The sequence below is a fragment of the Candidatus Delongbacteria bacterium genome, assembly GCA_020634015.1.
Classification (GTDB): Bacteria; CAIWAD01; CAIWAD01; order CAIWAD01; family CAIWAD01; genus JACKCN01.
The window spans coordinates 798,992-822,064 of record JACKCN010000001.1 but is presented as its reverse complement, the minus strand read 5'-3'; the positions used below and the strand labels follow the sequence as shown (position 1 = coordinate 822,064).

Annotated in this window: 9 protein-coding genes; 7 read left to right on the top strand and 2 right to left on the bottom strand. The window is 60.6% G+C overall.

What is annotated here, in order from left to right; all coding sequences use genetic code 11:
• The first annotated feature begins 10 nt into the window (after positions 1-10).
• From H6678_03315 to H6678_03285, 7 genes are all read left to right on the top strand, one after another.
• Positions 11-5,125: a right-handed parallel beta-helix repeat-containing protein gene (locus H6678_03315; GenBank protein MCB9472822.1), complete on the top strand. Its 5,115-nt coding sequence runs from the start codon at positions 11-13 to the stop codon at positions 5,123-5,125.
• Positions 5,126-5,429: 304 nt separating this feature from the next.
• Complete coding sequence (locus tag H6678_03310) at positions 5,430-8,639, top strand: T9SS type A sorting domain-containing protein (GenBank protein MCB9472821.1); 3,210 nt, start codon at positions 5,430-5,432, stop codon at positions 8,637-8,639.
• 78 nt (positions 8,640-8,717) lie between these two features.
• Complete coding sequence (locus H6678_03305; GenBank protein MCB9472820.1) at positions 8,718-11,864, top strand: T9SS type A sorting domain-containing protein; 3,147 nt, start codon at positions 8,718-8,720, stop codon at positions 11,862-11,864.
• Positions 11,865-11,972: 108 nt separating this feature from the next.
• Entirely contained in the window at positions 11,973-14,336 is a 2,364-nt protein-coding gene (locus H6678_03300) for a T9SS type A sorting domain-containing protein (protein MCB9472819.1), read from the top strand.
• A gap of 30 nt (positions 14,337-14,366) precedes the next feature.
• A complete protein-coding gene (locus H6678_03295; protein ID MCB9472818.1) occupies positions 14,367-15,059 on the top strand; it encodes a hypothetical protein in 693 nt (230 codons plus the stop codon).
• A 333-nt stretch (positions 15,060-15,392) separates the two neighbouring features.
• Positions 15,393-16,946, top strand: coding sequence for a T9SS type A sorting domain-containing protein (locus H6678_03290; GenBank protein MCB9472817.1), 1,554 nt, complete (start codon positions 15,393-15,395; stop codon positions 16,944-16,946).
• A gap of 112 nt (positions 16,947-17,058) precedes the next feature.
• Complete coding sequence (locus H6678_03285; protein MCB9472816.1) at positions 17,059-17,790, top strand: hypothetical protein; 732 nt, start codon at positions 17,059-17,061, stop codon at positions 17,788-17,790.
• A gap of 80 nt (positions 17,791-17,870) precedes the next feature.
• On the opposite strand, the gene H6678_03280 is transcribed toward H6678_03285, so the two are convergent.
• Complete coding sequence (locus H6678_03280) at positions 17,871-20,384, bottom strand: trypsin-like serine protease (protein MCB9472815.1); 2,514 nt, start codon at positions 20,382-20,384, stop codon at positions 17,871-17,873.
• Positions 20,385-20,596: 212 nt separating this feature from the next.
• The gene (locus H6678_03275; protein ID MCB9472814.1) at positions 20,597-22,975 is read right to left on the bottom strand and encodes a T9SS type A sorting domain-containing protein; all 2,379 of its coding nucleotides are present in this window, start codon (positions 22,973-22,975) and stop codon (positions 20,597-20,599) included.
• Positions 22,976-23,073 lie beyond the last annotated feature (98 nt).

Here is a 23,073-nt window from a genome sequence, read left to right as displayed (position 1 = left end):
AACACACCTGATGATTGGCGCGAACGGATCCGGCAAGAGCCAGATTTCACATCGCAAGGACGATGCCAGTGGCCACTGCAGCGGCGATGTGGCATTCGGTCCGGGAATGACCCTGAGTTACTCCTGGATGGGCAATGGAACGGTCAGTGTGACTCCCTCTGTCAAGCTCGGCGTCAAGACCGCAGACTTCGGCAGTACGGGCGTGTCCACCCGCACGGGTGAGAATGCCTGGGACAAAGTGCTGATCTACGAACCCGGCAATCTCAACGGTGGCACATCCGATGGGCTGTGGCATACGGAAACGGTTGACTTCAATACCGGCAAATGGTGGTTCTTCGATCGCACGGTTCTTGCGGGCACCATCAGCAATCCCATGACTCTGTCGGATATGTCCACCTCCGGACTCACGTTTTTTGGAAGCAAGACCATCCAGGATGTCTATGACCTGATCGCCGATGAAGACGCTATCGTCACCAGCGTGCAGTTCGGTGTGGGCAGTGGCAATGCGGGTGCCAGTGTCTATGTCAATCAGTTCACAAGCAGTTTCTACAACGTGGGGAACACGATCACTTTCGGACCGCCGCCTCCCGTTCACAATGTGTCGCAACTGACGGACCATTTCACGATCCAGTCCGCCATCGATGCAGCCAGCAGTGGTGACATCATCGAAGTGGACGCCGGAATCTATGCTGAGAATGTCATTGTCGGTACTTCGGTCGATCTGCGCGGACCCAACTATGGCATTTCCCCGAATGGCGGCCCACGCGTGGCAGAAGCGATCGTCGTCCCGGCCGTGGATGCTCCGTCTTCCGGAGAAATCTTTCACATCGCTGCAGGGGCCGACGGCACAAGCATTCGCGGCTTCGTGCTTGATGGCGACAACCCTGCTTTCGCCAGCAACGGATACGGTTTCGGTGCTGACATGCATTGCGCCGAGGGGATCACGACCTACGAGAACAACATTGATGATGTGACAATTCAGGAAAACATCTTCAGGAATCTCACCTACTTCGGTGTGACACTCTTCGGGGCCTCCTATTCGGCCCCCGCCACATCCGGACACACGATTGAAGACAATCTGTTCCAGAATCTTGGAACCTATGATGGTGCTTCGGGAATCGATTTCTGGGGTGGTGCCGTTCTGATCTACAACGGTCAGTACGCGCATATCACGAACAATGTCATGAGCAATGTGCGCATGGGAGTGCAGACCGGAAACTTCCATTCAGCGAATCCAGGTGCAGCGATTTATCAGGAGATTTCCGGCAACACAATGTCCGTGCGGCGTCGCGGCATCTTCCACAATCTGTTCACGGGGAGCCCCAGCGGCCTCACCCTTTCCAACAACAACATCACGGCGGTCTGGGATGCGAACGAAACCAAGTGGGACGGAATCCTGCTGGCTTCGTTGAGTGACGCGACTCACACTGTGTCTGGAAACACGGTGAATGGCTCAGGTGCGGTTCCGGGAAGCATCGGAATCCAGGTCTGGAATGTCGCTGCTTCGGGCATGCCCACCATCAGTGGTGGCAGCATCGACAATGTGGACATGGGCCTGTTCCTCAACAACTATGAAGGCTATTCCAGTGATGCGGGCAGCGGTGCTCATGCCACCGTATCCTCCCTGCCCATCACCAACGCCCAGACAGGTATTCGTGTGCTGGACAGCCCGCTCAGTACGGCGCATGCTGCGGTTGAACTGGCCATTGGAAGTGGTGTCAACGCCAACGGTGGTGTGACAGGCCTTTCGGTCGAAAACTCCTCGGCATCCGTCACCAGCCTGAGCGACCTGGACTTCAGTGGACAGAGTGGGGATTACATCACTCTCGTGTCAAATGCGGGCGACCTGGACGCCACCGGTGTCGAGTTTGATGGTCTGACAGGCGGTGTGGCCAGTCTTTCCCAGAACAACGCCATCGAAGACAAGATCACCCATGCCCTGGACAATGGCGCTCTGGGATTGGTTCGCGTCAAGACCGGCGAACTGTTCGTGACCTCCGCTTCCGGTTCGATCCAGCGCGGTGTGGATGCGGCGGATGCCGGTGACCTGATCAACGTGGAGCAGGGCACCTTCGTCGAGAATGTGCTGGTGAACAAGGTCGTGCATGTGGATGGCGCGGGTGCTGGTGCTGGCGGTACGATCGTCGCTCCCGCGAGTGGAGTGGCGATGGCACTCAGCGCCGGAGCGGACGCCCTCAACCGCGTGATCGTATCCAATGTGCGGGCCACGGGCTGCACGACTGGATTCGTGGTCAGCAGTCACAATACCCTTGATCAGGTCGAATCGATCAGCAATTCGAACTATGGTCTCAGTCTGAACAGTCTGGTTGACCTGATTCTCACAGGATCAAAGTTCAACAACAACACCAATGCGGGTCTGAAGCTTGCTTCGGCTGCCAGTGCCGATGGTCTGGTCGTCACCAACTGTGAATTCAACGACAGCCCCAATGTGGGGTGGTACGCTGACGCCAACAGTGGTGTCGAGCCGATTCTCGACAATGTGAGCGTATCGTATACAACTTTCAATGGCAATCTGAACAAGGGCATCTACACTGAGCGCCTGTCGAATGCTCTCTTCGATCATGTGACCGTCGAGAACAGCGGGACCGGCGGTTCCTTGAATCACCGCGCAGGTTTTGACTTCAATCTCAAGTGGCGCACGGACTATGACAACATCGTCGTGCAGAATTCGACATTCACCAATTGCGGCACGGGTGATCCCAACGGCGCCGGGTTGATGATCAAGGCCAGGAACGACGGGGGCACATACGGATCGAATCCGGCAACGGTCGGCAGTGTGACGTTGACGAACCTTGTCGTGACGGGTTGTGGTGGCACAGGCGCGTACTCGTCGGGTATCCGCATTGGCGAAGCCAGCAATACATTGTATGGCGTCAATACCAGCCCGACTTCTGTCACGGTTTCCAATTGTGTGATCAGTGGAAACAGCGCGTACGGCATGCGGAATGCGACCATCGGCACCGTGATTGATGCAGAAAACAATTGGTGGGGCGCCGGCAACGGACCCTTGGATTCTAGCGATGACACACCAAGTGGCCTCTACAATCCAACAGGATCGGGCAACGCCGTCTCGGATGGCATTGACTACGTGCCATGGATCGGGGATGTCTTCACCGCCACCCAGACCGTCAGCGACAATCGGATCGCGGTGGACGATCTGGGGTGTCCCGGGACTACGACAGTCACTTTCGGCATCACACCGAACTTTTCCATGCTGCCCTATTTCGCCTACAATTTCCAGATCAGCTATCCGACAAGTCTGGTTCCAATCGCGTACACGAACCTGTACAATCCGGGTGGGCAGGGTCTGACCTATACCACGGGATTGAACGGCCCGGCACCCTTGCTGGTGGACTGGGTACTTTACGGCCCGACCGCATCAAGCACCCAGACCGGCGACTTGTTCACGGTCGTCTTTGACGGTGTTGCGGATGACGGCGCTGCATCGATCACCCTGACATTGGCTGACTTCCGCCAGCACGATGGCAACGGTTTCATTCTGTTGCCCGTCACGGAAAGTGCTGCAACCGTCGTTGAAGTCGATGGAGTCAGTCCCTCCTTGTTGACTGCGGTCTTCCCCGATGTGAACTGTGGTGATTCGCCCAATGAATTCTACCAGACCAATGCGGAGATCCAGGTCACAGGCATCAGCGGCTCAGACAATCTGGATCTCGCGCGCGTGCAGTATTCATTCGACAATGCAAACTGGACCGATGCGATCACGGGTCTCAGCGGCCTGAATCACAGCGGCGGATTGTTCACGACTGTCGGGGCACTGCTGGTTGAAGGACCCCGTACACTGTATGTGCGCTATCTGGACTCCGTCTGCAATGCCAGCAATGTCGAGTCGTTTGGCTTTGTCGTCGATACGGGAAATCCGGTAGCTCCGACCAATCTGGTTGCCACTCCGGATCACGGGGTCGTGCACCTCAGCTGGACCGCTGGCAGCAATTATACCAGCTACAAGCTCTATGGCAAGATTCGTGCGGGTTACCCCTACTACAACGACGGCATTCCCGGGCTCCCCGATGATGGCCTGCCCCCTGTGGGTGACCCGACTACCGGAGTCGAGCTGGCCTCCTTCAGTCCTGCGGATCCGACTTCATTCGATCACGCGGTTGCAGCACGTGGAGTCTACGACTACCAGTTGGTGGCATACGACTGCGCGAACAATACGCCTGCTTCCAGCAACATCGCCTCCAGCACCAACTACTTCCTCGGTGACTGGGCTGCGGCCGGAGGGCTTGGACTGTATGATGGGTCAGTATGTTTCAACGATGTGACTTTCGGAATGTCCGTTCATTATGGTGAGACAACTGATGGCTCCGTCAAGGACGAGATCGATGTTGCCCCAACCTCCGACAATTCGGCCTTTGGGCTGCCCGGTCCCGATCACCGGATCAACTTCGAAGACCTGATCATCATGGCCATCAACTATCGCCTCAGCTGTGGTGATTCTCCCCTTGATGCGGCGCCCGACATGCCGGCCTTCGACAAGGACGCGATGGTTGCTTCTGCCGCCACCGTGGGTCTGAATGTGCTGGCCGACGAAACCCGGCTGACGCTGGACGGACAGCTGATGGGTTACAGTGCCTTCGTGCGCACCGACCGCTCCCTGAGTGGTGTCGGTTGCGACAACGGTCTGGCCCTGAGCTATGCCGTTCCCGGTGGCTACATGATTGACGTGGTTGGCCAGGGCGAGCTGCTGGATGCCAGTTCCATCGTGCATTTGCGCTTCTCAGGTTACGGAGACATCAATCTGGAATCGGTTGACGGACGCGACATGAACAACAATGCCCAGTCCGTGAGCACCACCGAGTCCGGCATGGGCACCCTGCCCACGGTGTACAGCCTGGAGCAGAACTACCCCAACCCCTTCAACCCCACCACCACCCTGCGTTTCGCGCTTCCCGAAGCCGGCCAGGTGGAGCTTTCCGTCTACAATACTCTGGGCCAGAGAGTCGCCACCGTGGTGAACTCGACCCTGCAGGCGGGATGGCATGAGGTGACGTTTGACGGCAGCAGCCTGGCCAGTGGTGTTTACTACTACCGGATGCTGAGCGGCAATTTCCAGGACCTGAAGAAGATGGTTCTGGTCAAGTAACACACGAACAAGGTGCGCGCCCCCCGCAACTGCGGGGGGCGCGGATCTGTCTTTCAGGTAAGTGCCCGAAGGACGCCTTGATCCGCACACTGGATGAAAGGGTCAGAAGATGAAAAGGGGATTGAGAATTGTACTGGCACTGGGCTTGACGGCAGCTGGTGTTGCCCAGGCTGCGACTGTGCACCAAGAAGCGGTTCCGTTCCAATATGACGAAGAACAATGCCGCCGAATCAGTGATGATGGAGCAGGAGGAATCTGGGGGAACACATGTTGGCAGGGGCCGGTTGCTGGACCCAACAACAAGATGAACTACCACGTGGGACAGGGCGATCTTCCCACGGGGACCATCGTGACACTGTCAGATCTGTTCGGCCCCACTCCGATCACCATGGATGATCTGGAGTCAATCAGTTTCTACACCAAGAAATTGAGTGCAGACTCAGTTCCGGACAATGAAGATTTCTTTATCGTCATCTACACTGCTCCCCCGGGAAATGGTGGTTGGTACAACAGCCGTCTGGAAACCCAACCTGATGTGGGATACTCAGGGTTCACTTCGGACGATGATAATTGGCGCTTCTGGACAACGGACCTTTCCGGTCCCAACAATCAGCTGCTGTTCTATGACTTCACTCCCCTCAGATCCACATCGGGTGAGTATGCGACGCTGTCACAACTGAGTGATGGCATCGTGCCCTGGACTTCCGTGACTCCGCGTGACTATCGCACCGAAACCGTGCTGATGATTTCCATTCAGACCGCATCCAATTACAACGGTTTTGACGGTATGATCGATGGTTTGACCATTACGCTCGAAAATGGTGATGTCGGTGAAGTGGACATGACCGACGGCATCACCCGATTCACCCAGAGCCCCGCGGTTCCCGACGAGGAACTGCCCCGAGTGGCCAGTGGAGCACCCACGGGCTGGGGAGCTGACTGCTGGCAGGGACCGGCGAGCGGCAAGATCAACTACTACACCTACTATCGTGATGACGAGAAGCCCAATCTTCATGGCGCTGCCGTATCTCTTGATGATCTGTTCGGACTGGATCACGAAGTAACGATCGGTGACCTGAAGAACTTCTCCTTCCATACCAAGAAGCCCAACAGCATTCCGGTTGGCGATGATTTCTGGATTCAGATCTATACCAAGCCAATATCAACCGGCTGGTACAACAGCCGGATATATGCCCAGCCGATGCACGGACCTGGTGGACCCTTCTATACTCAGGAAGACAATGTCTGGCGTCTTTGGTCAACCGACAATGCCGCGTCGGCAACACCGAAGCTGTATCTGGAAGACAAGACCCGTGCTCCGGGTCAATTCGGAACCATTGAACAGTTTTCTGCCGGACCCATGCCTTGGGCACACGACTATTCCGGTGAGGAGATTCTCGCGTTCTCAATTCATACTGACAGTAACTGGAATGGCTTCGATGGATATCTGGACGGCCTGAGCATTGAACTGAAAGACGGCCGTCTGGGTGAAGTTGACTTCACCGATGGCCCACATCTCGAGATGGTTGCCCTGGATCCGACTCACATTTCCGTGGCGAATGGGGGCTGCGAGCCCAACACCCGAGTGAGCGTGCAGCTGTCCAATCTGGGTGGCAGCTCGATCTTCGCCTACCATGTGATGATGACCTTCCCGACCGCGCTGAATGCGCATTCGATCACCTTGAATGAAACCGGCTATCCCTCGCTGTTCGCCACGGCCACGGGTTTCGGCAGCAACGGGGGCACCATCGATGTCAGCTGGGCCCAGTCCGCGGCGACACCCAGCAGCTTCGAGGGTGAACTGTTCCAGGTGGACTTCTGGGGCGATGCCAGCGAAGACCTGTTGGCTCAGGTGCAGTTCACATTCAGTGATTTCCGCGCTCCGCGTGCAGGCGGGGGCTTTGACCTTGTGCCCGTCCTGCCGGGCGATCCTCTGACCGTGGTTGTGGACGATACTGTGCCGGCCTTTGCAGCCACATTCCCGCAGTTCCCGCTGGACACCTGCGTTGATGGCGATTTCACCGTGCTGGTGGACGCCACCGACAATGTGGATCTGGACAAGGTTCAGTATCGCTTCGACAACACGGGCACCTGGATTGATGCAATCACAGGTATCGTCGGCTCCCCGCTGACCGGTGGATCCTTCCTTGCCGATGTGTCTGGTCTGTCAGACAACATGAGTCATTCGATCCAGGTGAAGCTTGTGGATGATGTGTGCTACGAGAGCACCGAAGCCAGCTGGGTTTTCACCAAAGATGCCGTTTCAGCAGCACCCATCACCAATCTGGCTGCATCTCCCCGCCACAATGCCGTTCGTCTGAGCTGGTCCGGCGGAAATGGAAGTGACAGCTACAAGCTCTATCGCTCCAAACGAGTCAGCTATCCCTACTACAATGACATGGTCTCGATGTCGGGGAATGACGGGTTGCCTCCGGTGGGCACCGTGTTCGATTTCGTAGCCGTCATCGACAAGGATTCGACGGGATACACGGATGCCTCCTTCGCCAATACCTACACGGACCGCGGTGTCTATGACTACAAACTGTCTGTGTACGACTGCGCCAATGATTCGCTTCTGAGCAACCTTGCCAGTGCGACCAATTACTTCCTCGGTGACTGGTACGGTGGTCCGGGGAGCTACAATGGTGCCGTGTGCATGGAGGATCTGACGATTTCCCTGTCCAGCTATTACGGTACGACCTCAGATCCTGGTGCGACCGTTGGAACATGGGAAGCCGGTGATTCGGATGAACTGGATGTGGCTCCCACTTCGGACTTCACGGCTTTCGGCCTTCCGAATCCCGACGGCCTGATCAACTTCGAAGACCTGGTGATTTTCGCCATCAACTACAGCCTGGGCTGCACCTCGCCCCTGACGGGCGCCGATGGTCCCGAGATCCACAAGGATGCCCTGATCGCATCCGCTTCCAGCCTGGTGCTGAACAGCGTGGCCGATGGCCAGGTCGAGATCGCTCTGGACGGCAGCCTGATGGCCTACAGTCTGCGGATCAACTCCGGTCAGAGCCTCTTGGGTGCGAGCTGCGACGGTGCTCTGGTGATGAGCTACGCCTCGGCCGATGGTTGGGTGATTGACGTGGCCGGCAACGGCGGCATGCTCACCGAGAATGCGGTGCTGCGCCTGAACCTGTCCAACAGCAATGCCCTGGACCTGGAGGTGCTGGCGGCCCGTGATGGGGCCAACACGCCTGTCGATCTGTCGCTGGACATGCCCGAAGTGGACGCCCTGCCCACCAGCTACAGCCTGGGGCAGAACTTCCCCAATCCCTTCAATCCCACCACCAACCTGCGCTTCGGTCTGCCCGAGGCGGCCAACGTGCGTCTGACCGTGTACAACACGCTCGGCCAGCAGGTGCGTACTCTGGTGTCCGGTGAGCTGAATGCCGGCTGGCACAACGTGGTGCTCGACGGGTCGTCCCTGGCCAGCGGCGTGTATTACTACCGCCTGGAAGCCAACGACTTCACGGATCTGCACAAGATGGTGCTGCTCAAGTAACTCGAACGAATGTCCCCCGCCCACAAGGGGCGGGGGACTGTTTTTTCAAATCCCCCCCCGCGGGGTAGAGGAGTCATGATGAAGAATTTGCTGACCCTTTCGGCAGTGGGACTGCTGCTGGCAGCCACAACGACCCTGGCGGGCCGGCCGCCGGTGAGTCCGGAAGTGGAATTGAGCGGTGTGATCCAGAAGAATCTGGTGGTTCCCCAGGTTCAGGACTTCGTCAACACTGGCGCGGTGGCGGCTGCCCTGCTGGGTGCGGATTATCTGGTCGCCATGCAGGCGGATGTCACCGAGGACAATGCAGGCAATGGTTTCGATGGATCAGAAACGCCTGAAGATCCAGACGATGGGGGTTGGGACTGGGTTACCAACGGCACATCCCACACGGCAGCCGCCAGCCCGCTCAATATTTATGGCGCGACCATCCAGGGGCTGTACAATGCCTACCAACTGGATCCCAAGCCCGAGTATCTCACGGCCATGACCGATGCGGCCGATGCGATGGTCGCTGCGGGCAACAGCAGCATCAACAGGTCATCCGATGTGCTGTTTCTGCTGAAGTTCGCTGTGCTCACGGGGAACTCTTCCTACGCGTCCGCCGCCAAAGGCAAACTGGACTACCGGTTCGCCGAGTACACGGACGCTGCCGGGCTTGCCGAGTACATCCGTGTCAGTCGCGGATCCGGCACGTGGCACAATGGCATCATCCCCTGGGACATCGGTTCCTACGTCCAGGCCGCCCAGGCAATGCATGCCCTTCATCCAGGCGATGGCTACGATGCGGATGCCGATGCGATGGCCGAAGTTCTCTATCAGGACAGCTTTGTCAATCCTGCAGGATACTACAAGCCCTTTGATGCCCAGAACGATGGGTATGATGCCGGCTACGGCAACAGTGCCTACTGGGTGTATACCCTGGGGCTATCGGGCCTGATCGAGAGCTTCTGCACCGCGAATGTGCACATGGCCGAGGTGCCCGCTCTCAAGAACGCCCTGCTGGGTTGCCAGACTCCAAGCGGTGCCTTCAGCTACCAGAATGGTGGCAATGCCGGTGATGAGGACTGGCAGTGCACGGCATATGCCGTCAGGGCACTTTCGACCTGTTTCAGTGGTGTGCAGACCGAAATCGCCAGTGCGGCGGCATGGCTTGCCTCCACCCAGGATGCCAGTGGTGCATTCATCTACACGGGCGGTGATCATTACCCCGAAGAGGGTGGTGAGTGTACGGCGGCCCTCGCCCTTGCCGCGGGTTACTCTCTGAGCCAGACCGCCTCGGATCTGGTCATCGGCGAGGATGCGGGAACCTGTCCTGAGCTGACGACCTTGACATATCACATCGACGGTGCTGCCGATTACCGTTCCTGCACGGTATTCATCGGTTACGACCCGCTGGTGCTTGAAGTCTATTCGGTCGATCAGATCTACGATCCCGGTAGCAACACCTTCGCGTCCTTCGACAATGGCGCGGGCAGTCTGGAAGTGACGTTCTCCATGCTGGGAGTGTCCCCGGGAACGACGTCCGGTTCGGCGGATCTGTTCAGCGTGACATTTGATGCCGTGGCCAACGCCGCCGCCAACAACACAACGAACATCGCTGTGACCAATGTGGTCATGCGTGACAAATTCAATGGCTCCATCCCCATCGACGATTCGGGTGACACCAGTGTGACGGTCGACGGTGAGATCCCCACGCTCAGCGCCAGTCTTCCGGGTACCCCCTGCGCAGGTGACTATGTCTACAATGCGGACTTCATCGTCCCATTCAGTGGCGCCGACAACATCGCTCTGGATCATGTGGAGTACAATTTTGACGATGGTCCCTGGGTGTCGCCGACCATGACTCTGGGCACGTTCACGACGGACATGTTCGCTCCCGGTGACTATGATCTGGCCGATGGTGGCCATGTTCTCAATGTGCGCTACCTGGACAGTGTCTGCTACGCGAGCCTCCCGGTATCGTTGGCATTCATTCTGGACACGACAGCCCCCGTGGCCGCCAGCAACCTGGTCGCCACCCCCAACACGCACGCCGTGGATCTGACCTGGACTGCAGGCAGCGGCCATGATGGCTACGTGCTGAATCGCTACAAGCGAGTTGGCTATCCGTACTTCTGGGATGGGTTTGTGGGACTTCCGCCGGCCGGATCGCACGTGGCCGCGGGATCCGTGAACATCGCCGCGGGTGCGACCAGTTACACGGATGATTTCGGCAGCGAGGACTACACGACCCGTGCCGTGTATGATTATGAACTGGTTGCCGTTGACTGTGTCAATCCGAATGCGACAAGCAACATGGCCAGCGCCACCAATTACTTCCTGGGTGACTGGTTCCACGAGATTTCTCCCACGCCCACCAATTACGATGGCTTCGTGTGCACTCCCGACCTGACTCTGCTTTCTGGATACTACGGACTGGACCCCGATCAGGGCGCGACGGCTGGATTCGAAGACGGTGACACGGACGAGATGGATGTGGCACCCACCTCCGACATGGGTCCCTTCGGACTGCCGGGGCCCGATGGCCGGATCAACTTCGAAGACCTGATCATTCTGGCCATCAACTATCGCCTTGGATGCTCTACGCCCCTGGCCAGTTTCCCCACCAACCCGCACGGCAAGGACATGCTGATTGCCGAAGCCAGCGGGCTGGAGCTGCAGTTGACCGAGTCCGGTGCGGCCCTGCTGCTCGATGGTGAGGCGATGGGCTACAGTGCCCGGCTGCGCACCGAGCGTCAGTTGCTGAACGCCAGCCTGCCCGCGGGCACGGTGATGCACTACAGCGAGAATGGCGAGCTGGTGATCGATGCGGTGGGCCTGGGCTCGCTGCTGGATGCCACCACCGTGCTCAACCTGGAGTTCGCCGGCAGTGGCGCCATCGAACTGGTGAGCGTGGATGCCCGTGATCAATTCAATGCTCCGCTGTCGCTGACCGTGGATGTGCCGCCCGCCCTGCTGCCGGTGGCCTACGAGCTGCAGCCCAACTTCCCGAACCCCTTCAACCCCACCACCACCCTGCGCTTCGCGCTGCCTGTGGCCGGTGAGGTGCGCCTTGCGGTGTACAACATGCTGGGACAGCAGGTGGCCCTGCTGGTGAACGGCAGCCTGGACGCCGGTTGGCACAGTCTGGTGTTTGACGCGTCCGCCCTCTCCAGTGGTCTGTACTACAGCCGCCTCGAGGCGAACGGTTTCACGGCCATGCAGAAGATGCTGCTGGTCAAGTAAGCTCAGCGGGTGGACGCCGGTCGCCCGTTGGACCGGCGTCCACACCTGCGCTGCAGATCACAGATCGAACATGTACGGTGTTCGGTCATCCAACAAAGGAATCAGGCCATGCGTGCCAATCAGTGGCCCTTGCTCGTGACACTGATCCTGGGAATCTCCGGGACTGCGTCCGCTCTTCAGGTGGAAGGGCCCGCGGTGGAAACCGGAAGCTGGACCCAGGCATTCACCGAGTTCGGATCCGGGAACTTCGATCACATTCAACTGCGCACACTCAGTGGCGATGGATTCGTGATGGGACTGGACGGTATCGGTGTGTTCAGCGATGGAGCCTGGTGCCAGAGTTACAACGACGGGACCATCGTCACGGCGGATGGCCCCACTGAAAGTTTCCTCGGATTCACCCTGCATTTCGCAGGAGATCTGGTGGATCCGCTTTCATTCGACTACCAGATCTGGGACGGAGCTGTGCTCCAGGCCAGCCTGTTGGTCACCTGGTCCGGCAGCAGCTTCAGCGTGGGGCCCTCCAGTTGGAGTGATGGCCGCATCGATCAGGGGCAGGACCAGTTCACGGGGGCCTTCGATGTGAGCCAGGTCGGCCTGGCGCCGGGCTGCATGGCCGAGGCCCAGTACACGGTCAGTCTGGGGCAGCTTTGCGGCAGTGGCCCTGCCAGTGCACCGGATTACTTCCACTACACGGTTTTCGTGGACTACCCTGCCTCACTGCAGCCCACCGCCGTGCAGCAGATCTATTTCCCCGGTGGCGGGCATACCTTCCAGGTCAGCCCCCTCTCCGGTGGACAACTGGAAGTCTCGATGACCCTCTTCAGCGCGGTCACCAATCACACAGGGCCGCTCTTCCGCGTTCTCTTCGATGCCATCGCGGATCTGCCGCCCAACGAGGTCTTCATCAGTGAGGTGGTCCTGCGCAAGCCGGTGAACACGAATCTGGTGGCCTGGTTCGGGCCGGGGGACGACCTGCTCATCGATGCGGTGCTGCCCACGATCACCCTGGACGATGTCCCCGAGCTGACCTGCCAGACGGATGCGGGCTTCACGGTGGACCTGAGCGCCACCGATCCGGTGGGGCTCAGCGCCATCGAGTGGCGCCTGGACAGCGATCCCTGGCAGGATACTTTGCTGCCCGTCAGTGGCACCAGTTATGGCCCCGTGCCCTTCTTCGTGGACCTGACGGGAGTGGCCGACGGAGCCCACACGGTGGAGTTCCGCTCGGTGGATGCCTCCTGCAATGCCAGTCCGCTGGCCGACTGGGCCTTCTTCGTGGACAATACCCTGCCCGAGCCGGTGAACAGCCTGCTGGCCCAACCCCGCGACCACGCGGTACTGCTGAGCTGGGCCGCCACCTCCGGACACGATGGTTATTCAATCTACCGTGTCAAGCGTCCGACCTACCCCTATCCCTACGCTCCGGGCCTGACTCCCCAGCTGAGTCCCGTGGACTCCGTAACCAGCGTGGGCCCGGCCGTGACCAGTTGGCTGGATGATTTCGGCAGCGACGATTTTGCCACTCGCGGTGTCTACGACTATCGGCTGGTGGCCTTTGACTGCGCCAACGGAACCGTCAATGGGTCCATCGCGTCGGCCACGAACTACTTCCTGGGTGACTGGGCGATGCCCTACTCCGGTACCGTCTGTGGAGATGATCTGGGGCTGATGTCGATGTACTACAACACGCCGACCGTCCCGGCCTCCAGCGAGCTGGATGTGGCCCCCACCAGTGACTTCACGGCCTTCGGGCTGCCCATGCCGGACGGCCAGATCGGTTTCGAAGACCTGGTGATCTTCGCCATCAACTACCGGGTCGGTTGTGCCAGTCCCCTGACCACATTCCCCGGCTCGCGTCCGGGCAAGGATGCCCTTGTGGCCTCTTCCGGGACGGTGGAACTGGCGCAGACAGGGAATACGGTGCGCCTGCATCTGGATTCGCAGGTTCTGGCTGCCAGTCTGGACCTGCGCGGGCAAGGACGGTACGTGAGTGCCCGCTGTGATCAGGGTGTGGTTTTCGTGACACCTTCGGCTTCCGGCTGGACCGTGGATGCGGCTCACCTGAACCCCGACGACGTACATGGTCTGGACATCGTGTTGACCATCGCAGACGCGTCGGCGCTGGAGCTGGTATCCGCGGACTGTCGTGATGCACGGAATGCCCTGCTTGACCTGAACCTCGAGACTGGTGGTGCGAGCCTGCCCACGAGCCTGGCCCTGCTGCCCAATGTGCCCAATCCTTTCAACCCATCCACTCTGGTCCGTTTCGTGCTGCCCGAAACCCAGTCGGTGAGTGTGGATGTGTTCAACCTGCAGGGCGCGCGCGTGCTGACCTTGCTGGATGGCGAACTGCCCGCGGGTGAACACACGGTCCGATTCGATGCCACTGGACTGGCCAGCGGGGTCTATGTCACCCGTCTGCAGACCGGATCCCGGGTTCTGACACAAAAGATGCTGTTGCTGCGCTGAACGACGATCGCCTTGCTGGAGACTGGAGCCATGAACAAACTGATTCTGAATGCTGTGAGCTGTGGGCTGTTGGCCTCTGGCGCGTACGCGCAGACCTTGAGCTATTCCATCCAGGACATTGTGGTGGAACCGGGAGAACTGATCACCCTGACCGTGAATGTGGACGGCGGTCTGGCCGACATGCGCGGATTCACTCTGGATCTGCTCTACGAGAATTCCATTGTCGACATCTACTCGATCAATCAGGGAAGCTTGTTGCTGGAGCACTCGCCCAGTTTTCTCTACTGGAACGACGAGCTGATCAACGGTGTGACTCTGGTGCGCGTGGATTACGCCATTCTCGGAGGCATTTCCGGGGTTCAAGGCCCCGGTGACCTGCTGCACATCACCTTCGAAGCGGTGGGATGCGGCATTGAAACGCTGGCCATCGTCGCTGCCGAGTTCCGCGATCTGGACAACCAGTCCATTGCGGTCGATCTGGGTACGGGCATCGAGCACCAGGTCTGCCAGGTGCCGCCGCTGCGCATTGTGCACCAGTTGAATGGTGACAAGCTGCTCAGCTGGGGGCGTGTGCTGAACGCCAATTTCTTCACGGTCTACCGATCAGTGGAGATGACCGGACCCTGGACCTCCGTTCAGACCACCTCCGACACCACCTGGGTGGATACGTCGGTGGCCGCCTGGCCACAGGCCCTGTACCAGATCCGGGTGGATCATCCCTGACATCTTCCGCGCCGGGTCCGAAAGGGCCCGGCGCTGTTTCCGCCTTTCCCCCTCCTGCTCCCCGCCTTCGACACCCTGGACAGGGTGTTTCTTCTGCATTGACTTCGGCAGTCATTCTGTACGATTTCCGGCACTTTCGTATGATTCTCGCCATTAGTGACAAAACCAATTTCTGCAAGTACAGATATATCAGCGACATAGGAAGTGGCATTGGGTTTGCCACATCCAGGTCAGCAAAATCAGCGGATCTCTCCGCCGTCAGTCGAACGTTTTTTGGATCCGGAACCAGAGGCCGTGGTGTGCGGCTTCTGGTCAATTACACAAGGGGGACGTATGAGCAAGCGTTTCGAATTCATCAGTGTGGGCGCAGCCCTGCTGGCAACTGCCGTGCTGGCTGCCGCTCGTCCGGCAGGGGTGGGCAGTACCGATTACCTGCATGCAAGCGGTGGTCGCAGTCTGGGTGATGTGTTGATCGTGGAATCCGGTCAGATCACTCTGTCTGCCGATGGTGTTGGAATGACCGGTCCCACTGGCCTGATCCAGGTGGACAAGCCCAGTGCGAGCGCCACGGTGCGCAGTGCCTATCTGGCCACCGCGAGCCAGGGTTTCAGCAATGCCGTGATCGCCGATGGCTGCGTCACCCTGGCCGGGTCGGGCGTGAGCTGGGACATGATCGTGGCCGGACCGATCAACAACAACAATCACTGGGCCGATGTGACCGACATCGTGGCTCCGGTCATCGATGTGGCGCCTGCCGGCATCAATGATCTGGTCGTCACCGAGTGCGGAAGCATCGACGGCAGTGCCCTGTACGTGATCTTCGACGATCCCGACACGGACCTGGTCCAGACCGCCGTGATCGCCTTCGGTGGCCAGTCCACCCTGGGTGATGACTTCTCGATCGGCTTCGGTGCCCCCGTCGAGATCGACGCCAACACCGTGATCGAACTGGGTCTGGCGATTTCCTTTGGTGCTCAGGGCCAGGATCCCTGCCAGAACAGCCAGGTCGACATCAACGGCCAGCGCCTGACCTCCGACGCCGGACACACCGATGACGGTGAGTTCGCCAACGGCGCGCTGATCACGGTGGGCGGCATCGGCGACGACCGTGCCAATCCGCTGGATCCCTTCGAAGGTGATCCCTGCGTGCCCTTCGCCGTGGGCACCGACGACGAACTGTACGATGTGACGCCCTTCATCAACAATGGCGACACCTCCATGCTGGTGCACACCGTGAATCCTTCCGGTGACGACAACATCTTTGCCGCGCACATGCTGATCACCTTCGCGGTGGTGGTGAACGAAGGCGCCGTGCTGACCCCCGGTCTGGCCAACCGCACCGTGGGCAGCATGCACACCCTGACCGCCACCCTGCAGGACGACAATGGTGACCCCGTCGTCGGTCGCGACGTCGAGATCGACATCATTGCCGGACCGAACACCGGTCTGGGTTCGGGCGTGCTGGTCACCAATGGCGCCGGCCAGGCTCAGTTCAGCTACAGCAGCGCCGTCGTCGGCATGGACCAGGCCCGTGCGTCCTTCCTGGACAGCAATGGCGACCCCGCCCTCTCCAACATCGCGCTGGTCTTCTGGGATCGTCCCGCGTCGGCCAACGACCTGCCCGGCACGTTCAGCCTGGGTCAGAACTATCCCAATCCCTTCAACCCCAGCACGACCATTGAGTTCAGCCTGCCCGAGACCGGCATCGCCAGCCTCGTGGTGCGCAACCTGGCCGGCCAGACCGTCGCCACCCTCTTCGAAGGAATGGCCCCCGCCGGCAGCCACAGTGTGGTGTTCGACGCCAGCAACCTGTCCTCGGGCGTGTACTACTACACCCTCGAGCAGGGCAGCCTGCGCGCCAGCAACAAACTGGTGCTGATGAAGTAGTCCCCCTGGTATCACCTGCATCTTTGCCTTGGGCGCCCCGACTTGTCGGGGCGCCTTTGTTTATGCTCCTTGCCACAATTCGAGTGACAAAGGCTGGAGCAGGGGAGAGAGCATGATTCCGGTTGAGATCTGCATTCCGGCCGATGACCGCTTCGCGCTGCGACGGAGCCTGCGTCAGGCGATGGCCGGGGGCGCCGCACGCGTGGAGCTCTGCCGGGAGCTGGCCTGTGGTGGAGTCACACCGGCTGCAGCCGACATGCGTCAGGCGCGCCGCCTGCTGCCGGCTCATGTGGCCTTGCAGGTACTGGTGCGGCCGCGCAACACGCACGTCGAGATCGGACCACGGGTTCTCTCCCGCATGCTGGACCAGATCGATTGCTGTGCCGACGAGGGAGCCGATGGAGTCGTGCTGGGAGCTCTGCGTGGGGCACATCTTGACTGGCCGGTCTTGAATCGCCTGCTGGAACGATCTCATGCGCGCGGATTGTCGGTCACTTTCCATCGGGCCTACGATGAGCTGGCGCATCCCGAGAACGGACTGTCCGCTCTGGCGCGCGCCGGAGTCTCGCGCGTGCTCAGCAGTGGCAGCCCGGGCTTGCACAGTGCGGGCGTGGCACAGGGGGCGCAGCGCCTGGCAAGCAGTCTGTGCGCAGCAGGCAACCGGATCGAACTGGTGATCGGGGGCGGCCTCACTCACCTTCTTGCGGCACGCCTGCTTCAGGAGCTGCCGATTGCCGGGCGACGGATTTCCCTGCACGCCCATTCCTGTGTGATGCGGGACGGGCACGTCGAGGCCGCGCTGGTGCGCAAGCTGGTACGTCTGACACACCGGGCGCCGTGCTGAGCGAGCGCCTGAATCGCACCAATGAAAATGGCCCGCTCATGAGTCTTCATGAGCGGGCCATTTCTGGTTCATGATCTGCCTCAGTCGTCCAGCAGGGACTCCGCATCCACGGCAGACACGGCCGAGATGCGCGGCGGCACCCGGTCGGTGGCGAATACCCGGAACAGGCCCGTGGGGCCCAGCAGAGCGTAGCCGCGGCTGACTCGCAGGCGGGGAGCGTCGGTCCAGGCGACGGTCTGCCAGGCATCGCCGGAATCCGCTGTGTGGCGCCATTCCACCCGGTAGTAGGGGCTGTCGCTCTGGGGAGTCCAGTTGAGCACCAGATCATTGCCCTCGCGCACCGGAGCAGCAACCAGCGGTGGGTCGTACACGATGGGGATGTCCGTGTTGAAGGCCAGCATGCTCAGATCGTCCACGTTCCAGCCGCAGAATGTGGTGTTGCCGTTGGTGGGGCCAAGGCCGAAGCGGATCTGGAAGGCCGGGTTGCCATCGGCCCAGTCGCTCACATCATAGATGCGCTCCAGCCAGAGACCGTCGGACAGGTCCTGGGAATTGCTCCACAGTTCCACCCAGCTGGCACCGTCCCAGACCTGTAGGGTGACCTGGTCCCAGAAGCTGGCTTCGATGCCCAGCCAGCGGTAGAACTGGATCTGGGTGTCCAGTCGGTTGCTCAGGTCGTAGAGCGGAGAATAGGCCCAGCTGGTTGCGGGCATGTTGTTGGGGTAGTCGCCGCCCAGCACGAAGCCCAGGATGCGGTTGTCCGAACTGGGGCTGTGATCTGTGGCTGGGTCGGGGTCGCCATCCTGTCCACCCCCTTCGACTGTGACACCGATCTGCCAACCTTCGCCCAGGGTCCAGCCCTGGTCCGTGGAAAAATCATCTTCCAGGAAGACTTCTCGCACACCGATCTCGATCGAGAAGGTGCGGGTCACGGTATAGCCCTCATCGGCGGTGAGGGTCACCGAGAGATTCACCAGGCTGCCCAGCGGAGCCTCGGGACTGATGCTGAAGCGGAAGGGATTGTCCGTGTTCCAGGCGCCCGTGATGTTGGGCAGATCGGGCCAGGAACCCTGGGTGTCCGTGATGTTGATCAGGTTGCTGAGGGTCGAGAGCGTACCCGTGATGCCCGTGGCCAGCAGACCCGTGTTCTGCAGGTGCACGATGAACTGGCCGCTGAAGCCTGGATTCAGCAGGTCTTCGGGGTCCAGCGGCTGATTGCCGTCGGCCAGCAGATTGGGACGATCGGTGGGGTTGGACTCGGATCCACCAATGGTGTCGGTGCCCGTGTTGTCCGGGTCCAGCCAGTGTTTCAGCTGCTGGTTGTTGCCGGAATGGCCATCCCAGGACAGCGAGAATTTGCCGTAGTAATCGTTGACGTTGTTCGAGCAGTTGGCCTGGCCACCGTGCAGCTGCCCCACGATCTGGTGATTGGGGTTGTAGAGCGGCGAGCCCGAGCTGCCCGGTTCGGTGGTGCCATCATCCCAGGCGGCGATGTGCCAGTGGCTGTTGGCGGGCGTTCCCGACCAGGTTCCATTGTCCACTGGGTCGTTGTCGAAGGAAATCTTCTTGATGTCGCCACTGGGGTGATGCACGCAGACACTGGCGGTGGAGGCCTGATCGCGACGATCCCAGCCCGAGTAGGTCACGTTGTAATTGAAGGGAATCGGTTCGGTCAGTTCCAGCAGGGCGAAGTCGGAATCGGAGTGGCTGGCCCGCAGGATCGCACCCTGCACCGTATCCGTGGTGGGGCCGTCCTGGTTGCCGCAGCCCGCGCTCTGGTAGTTGAACATGAAGATCCAGCTGGTCTCGCCGCCCAGACAGTGGTTGGCGGTCAGGAAGTACTGGGTCTGGTCCTCGCGCACATTGTTGATCATCGCGCCGGTGCAGACCCGGAATCCGCCGCCGGTGAGGATCATGGCCACGCTGTTGATTTCTTCGGTCCAGTTCGTTCCCTCGGGGCAGTTGACGTTGTTGTTGCAGTTGCCCGAGTCATTGTAGTCGCGGCTGGCGTCACGCGCGAAGCCAAAGATGTCGCGGTAGCCGTGGATCACACTCACCACGCGGAAGTCGGGGTTGAAACGCACATCCGCTGGCTGCACGTACTCCAGCACACAGTCTTCACCGGGCAGGGGCTGGGTGGCGAAGACACCGTCGGGCTTGTTGTTGAACTCGGTGAACGCTCCCAGCACGGTGGCGTGGTCGGGAGTGTACACGAAGAAATCGGCCCCGTGCGGCAACAGGAAGTTCTCGTAGATCAGATTGATGCTGGTGGCGCCGTCGCAGTGCAGGGCCAGGCGCCAGATGCGCGTGCCGTCGGCCAGCGTATCCCACTGGCCCGAATCCTGTGGCGAGAAGGAGACCTCGTGCGGCGTGCCGAAACGCAGCGGCACATCCTTGCCTTCCTGCTCGTCTTCGAGCAGCAGGGCGTCCACATCGGGTCGGGCAAAGACCAGCGCTGCCGGGGCGGGCCCGAGATCGGCACTGCGCAGCAGGCTGGGGGGCGAACCACCCGCGCTGACCTGGGCAGACAACGGCTTCAGGCCCGTGAACAGGGCCAGGGCCACAATGATGGAAAGGGAACGGAAACGGGTCATGGATCTCCTCCGGAGTCGGGCTGGACAAGAACGTGGGGGCGCAGGATCCCTGGAATGGCCATCAGGCTGGGGGATGGGGGGCCCTCGGGCGACCGCCCAACTTTGGAAAAAGCGTGTCCGGGTACAACTTAAATGCCCCCCGACCCGGCTTGGCAAGACCCGGGACGGGGGGCGGTTGAGGGCATTGTCACGGCGGTCGATCCGCCGGATGGCTATCGCAGCAGGATCAGCTTGAACTGGCTGGATTGGCCACCACCGGACAGGCGGCAGATGTACAGGCCCGAGGCCTCGGCACCCGCATTCCAGTCCAGCTCGTGCTCACCCGCCTCGAGGGTATCGTCCAACAGGGTGGCCACCCGCTCGCCGGCCAGATTGAAGATTTCCATCCGGGCCTGCACTCGGTGGGTCAGGCGGAAGCCGATGCGTGTCGACGGGTTGAAGGGATTGGGCCAGGCCCCCAGCACCTGCAGGCTGGAGGGCCGCTCGGCCGGGGCATTCACCTGGGTGGTGAGCGGTGGGTGGCCGTAGAGGCCGGTGCCCGTGCCCACCAGCAATTCGTCGTAATACAGAACCTGGATCCGGGTGCCGTTGGGATAGCTGTAATCGCTGCTCCAGGCGCTTGCCCCCTCGGCCAGGGTCAGGATCTCCGTATTCACCGCCACATAGGGCATTTCCCCGCCGGCACCATCGTCGCCCACCGTGACCGCACTGGCTTCGCCGTTGCTCGGAAATCCCGACTGGGTCAACGTTTCCCATTCCTGACTGACCGGGTTGCGCCAATAGGCCACGGCGTGATCGCTCAGGTCGGCGCCCACCGCATAGATTCCGCCCTCTGAATCACGGGCCAGATCCTTGATCGATACGGCCCAGTTGAGTTCCTTCACCGCAGTCCAGCCCTCATCCGTGGATCCCGTGATGCGGTAGACGCCATTGCTGGTGGCCGTGCTGTCGCTGTAGCGATAGTCCACACCGGCGTACAGTACCGACTGACCATCCTCCTGGCAGAAGAGCAGATCGTTGACATCCATGCCATCGCTGGGGATCGGGCTGGGGTCCAGCACGGAGAATGTGTCACCACCATCCTCGCTGATCGCGATCAGTCCCTTGCCCCCGGGGTTGCCGCTGAACCAACCGGCGGCCACACGCTGTCCGTTGGACGGGTCCACCTCCAGAGCCATCACGCTGCAGAAGAAGTTCAGATTCCAGGGCGCCTGGCTGGCATCCAGCAGCATGTCCCAGCTGGTGCCACCATTGGTGGAGCGGTACACGCGCGAGTTGCCCACGAAGACCGTGTTTCCACTGTGATCGGTGGTGTCCATCGCGACGGAATGGTAGGGCGAGCCATCGTTGTTGGGGAAGATCGCCACGCTCCACTCGGGGCTGCTCTGGTAGTTTCGCACACAGCGAATGCCGGCCTTGCTGGCCAGCCAGGCAGTGTCCTTGCCGCTGTCCATTTCCAGATCGCCCACCTGGACCGCCTCGATGCCCTCGTCGATCTCGCTGAGGCTGAATCCCTGATCGAGTGAGCGTCCCAGACCCTGGTCGGTGGTCATGTAGACGACCGCACCGTCATTGGGATCGGTGGCCACTGCCCCATCGTTGGGATGTGTCTCGAAGCCGCCCCCGCCCATGGGAGTCCAGCTTCCGGTTTCACCCATGCCGTTGCTCCAGGCGGTGCCGAAGTAGACGCTGTAGGATTCCGCGTCCCCGGCGAAGCAAAGATTGCTGCCACTGGTGCCGCCGATCTCCGTGTCGATCTCGTTCCAGTTTTCGGTCTCAGGGTCGTAGATGGCCACGGCCTTGTGATGATTGGGCTCCTGACCGATCCGCCCGCCCAGAAAGAGCCGTCCGTCGGGGGCCACGCCAAAGGCCGTCCAGTCCTGGGGCGTGGTCAGGCCCGTGGTGGGAATCGCCACGAAGGAACTGGAACCGCTGATCTCGGCCAGGGCGTCGTCGATCACCCAGAGGGGCTGTGCCGCTCCGTTCGAGAAGCCAAGGAGGTGTGTCTCACCATCCCATTCGCCGATCGCCAGTCTGCCGATGCCTCCCGGCATGCCGCCGATGCTCAGCGGCGACCAGGGCAGGGCGACCAGATCGCCGTTCTCTTCGTCAATGCTGCTGGCGTGCAGTTGCCCACCGGATACCGAGTACAGCACGCTGTCGTGAATCAGGAGGCAGTTGAAGTTGCCGCTGGCCACCTGACTCAGGCTGCCTTCGTCCGTGCTGATGCGCTGGATTCCCTGATCCTGCAGCAGAAAGAAGAGCAGGCCCGTGTTGGCATCCACGGCCAGTTCACGAATGCCGGATCCCAGACCGGCATCCGCGTCTGCATCGGGCAGCACGGTGAAGGTGCCGTCGCCATCGGGCACCGCATCCGTGTGGAAGTCCGCCGAGAACAGCGAATTGGCGCTTTCCGTGGCGATGAATACGCGCGTGTGTGTGTCGGAAACGGGAAGGCAGACGATCGCGTTGATGCGTCCACCGTAGACGGCTTCGGTCTCGGGTCCACTCAATTGGGCCTGCGTCACCAGGGGCAGGGCCAGCAGTGTGCTCAGAAGGGTGCGTGCGACAAGGGTGCGCCTGAAGGTCATGGTTGATACTCCCGTTTGGTCCTTACACCGCCGCAGCGGGCGCCCCCGGTCCGGGCCGCAGGGGCTTGAATCGGCCCCGCTGCAGGGGGTCTTGACGG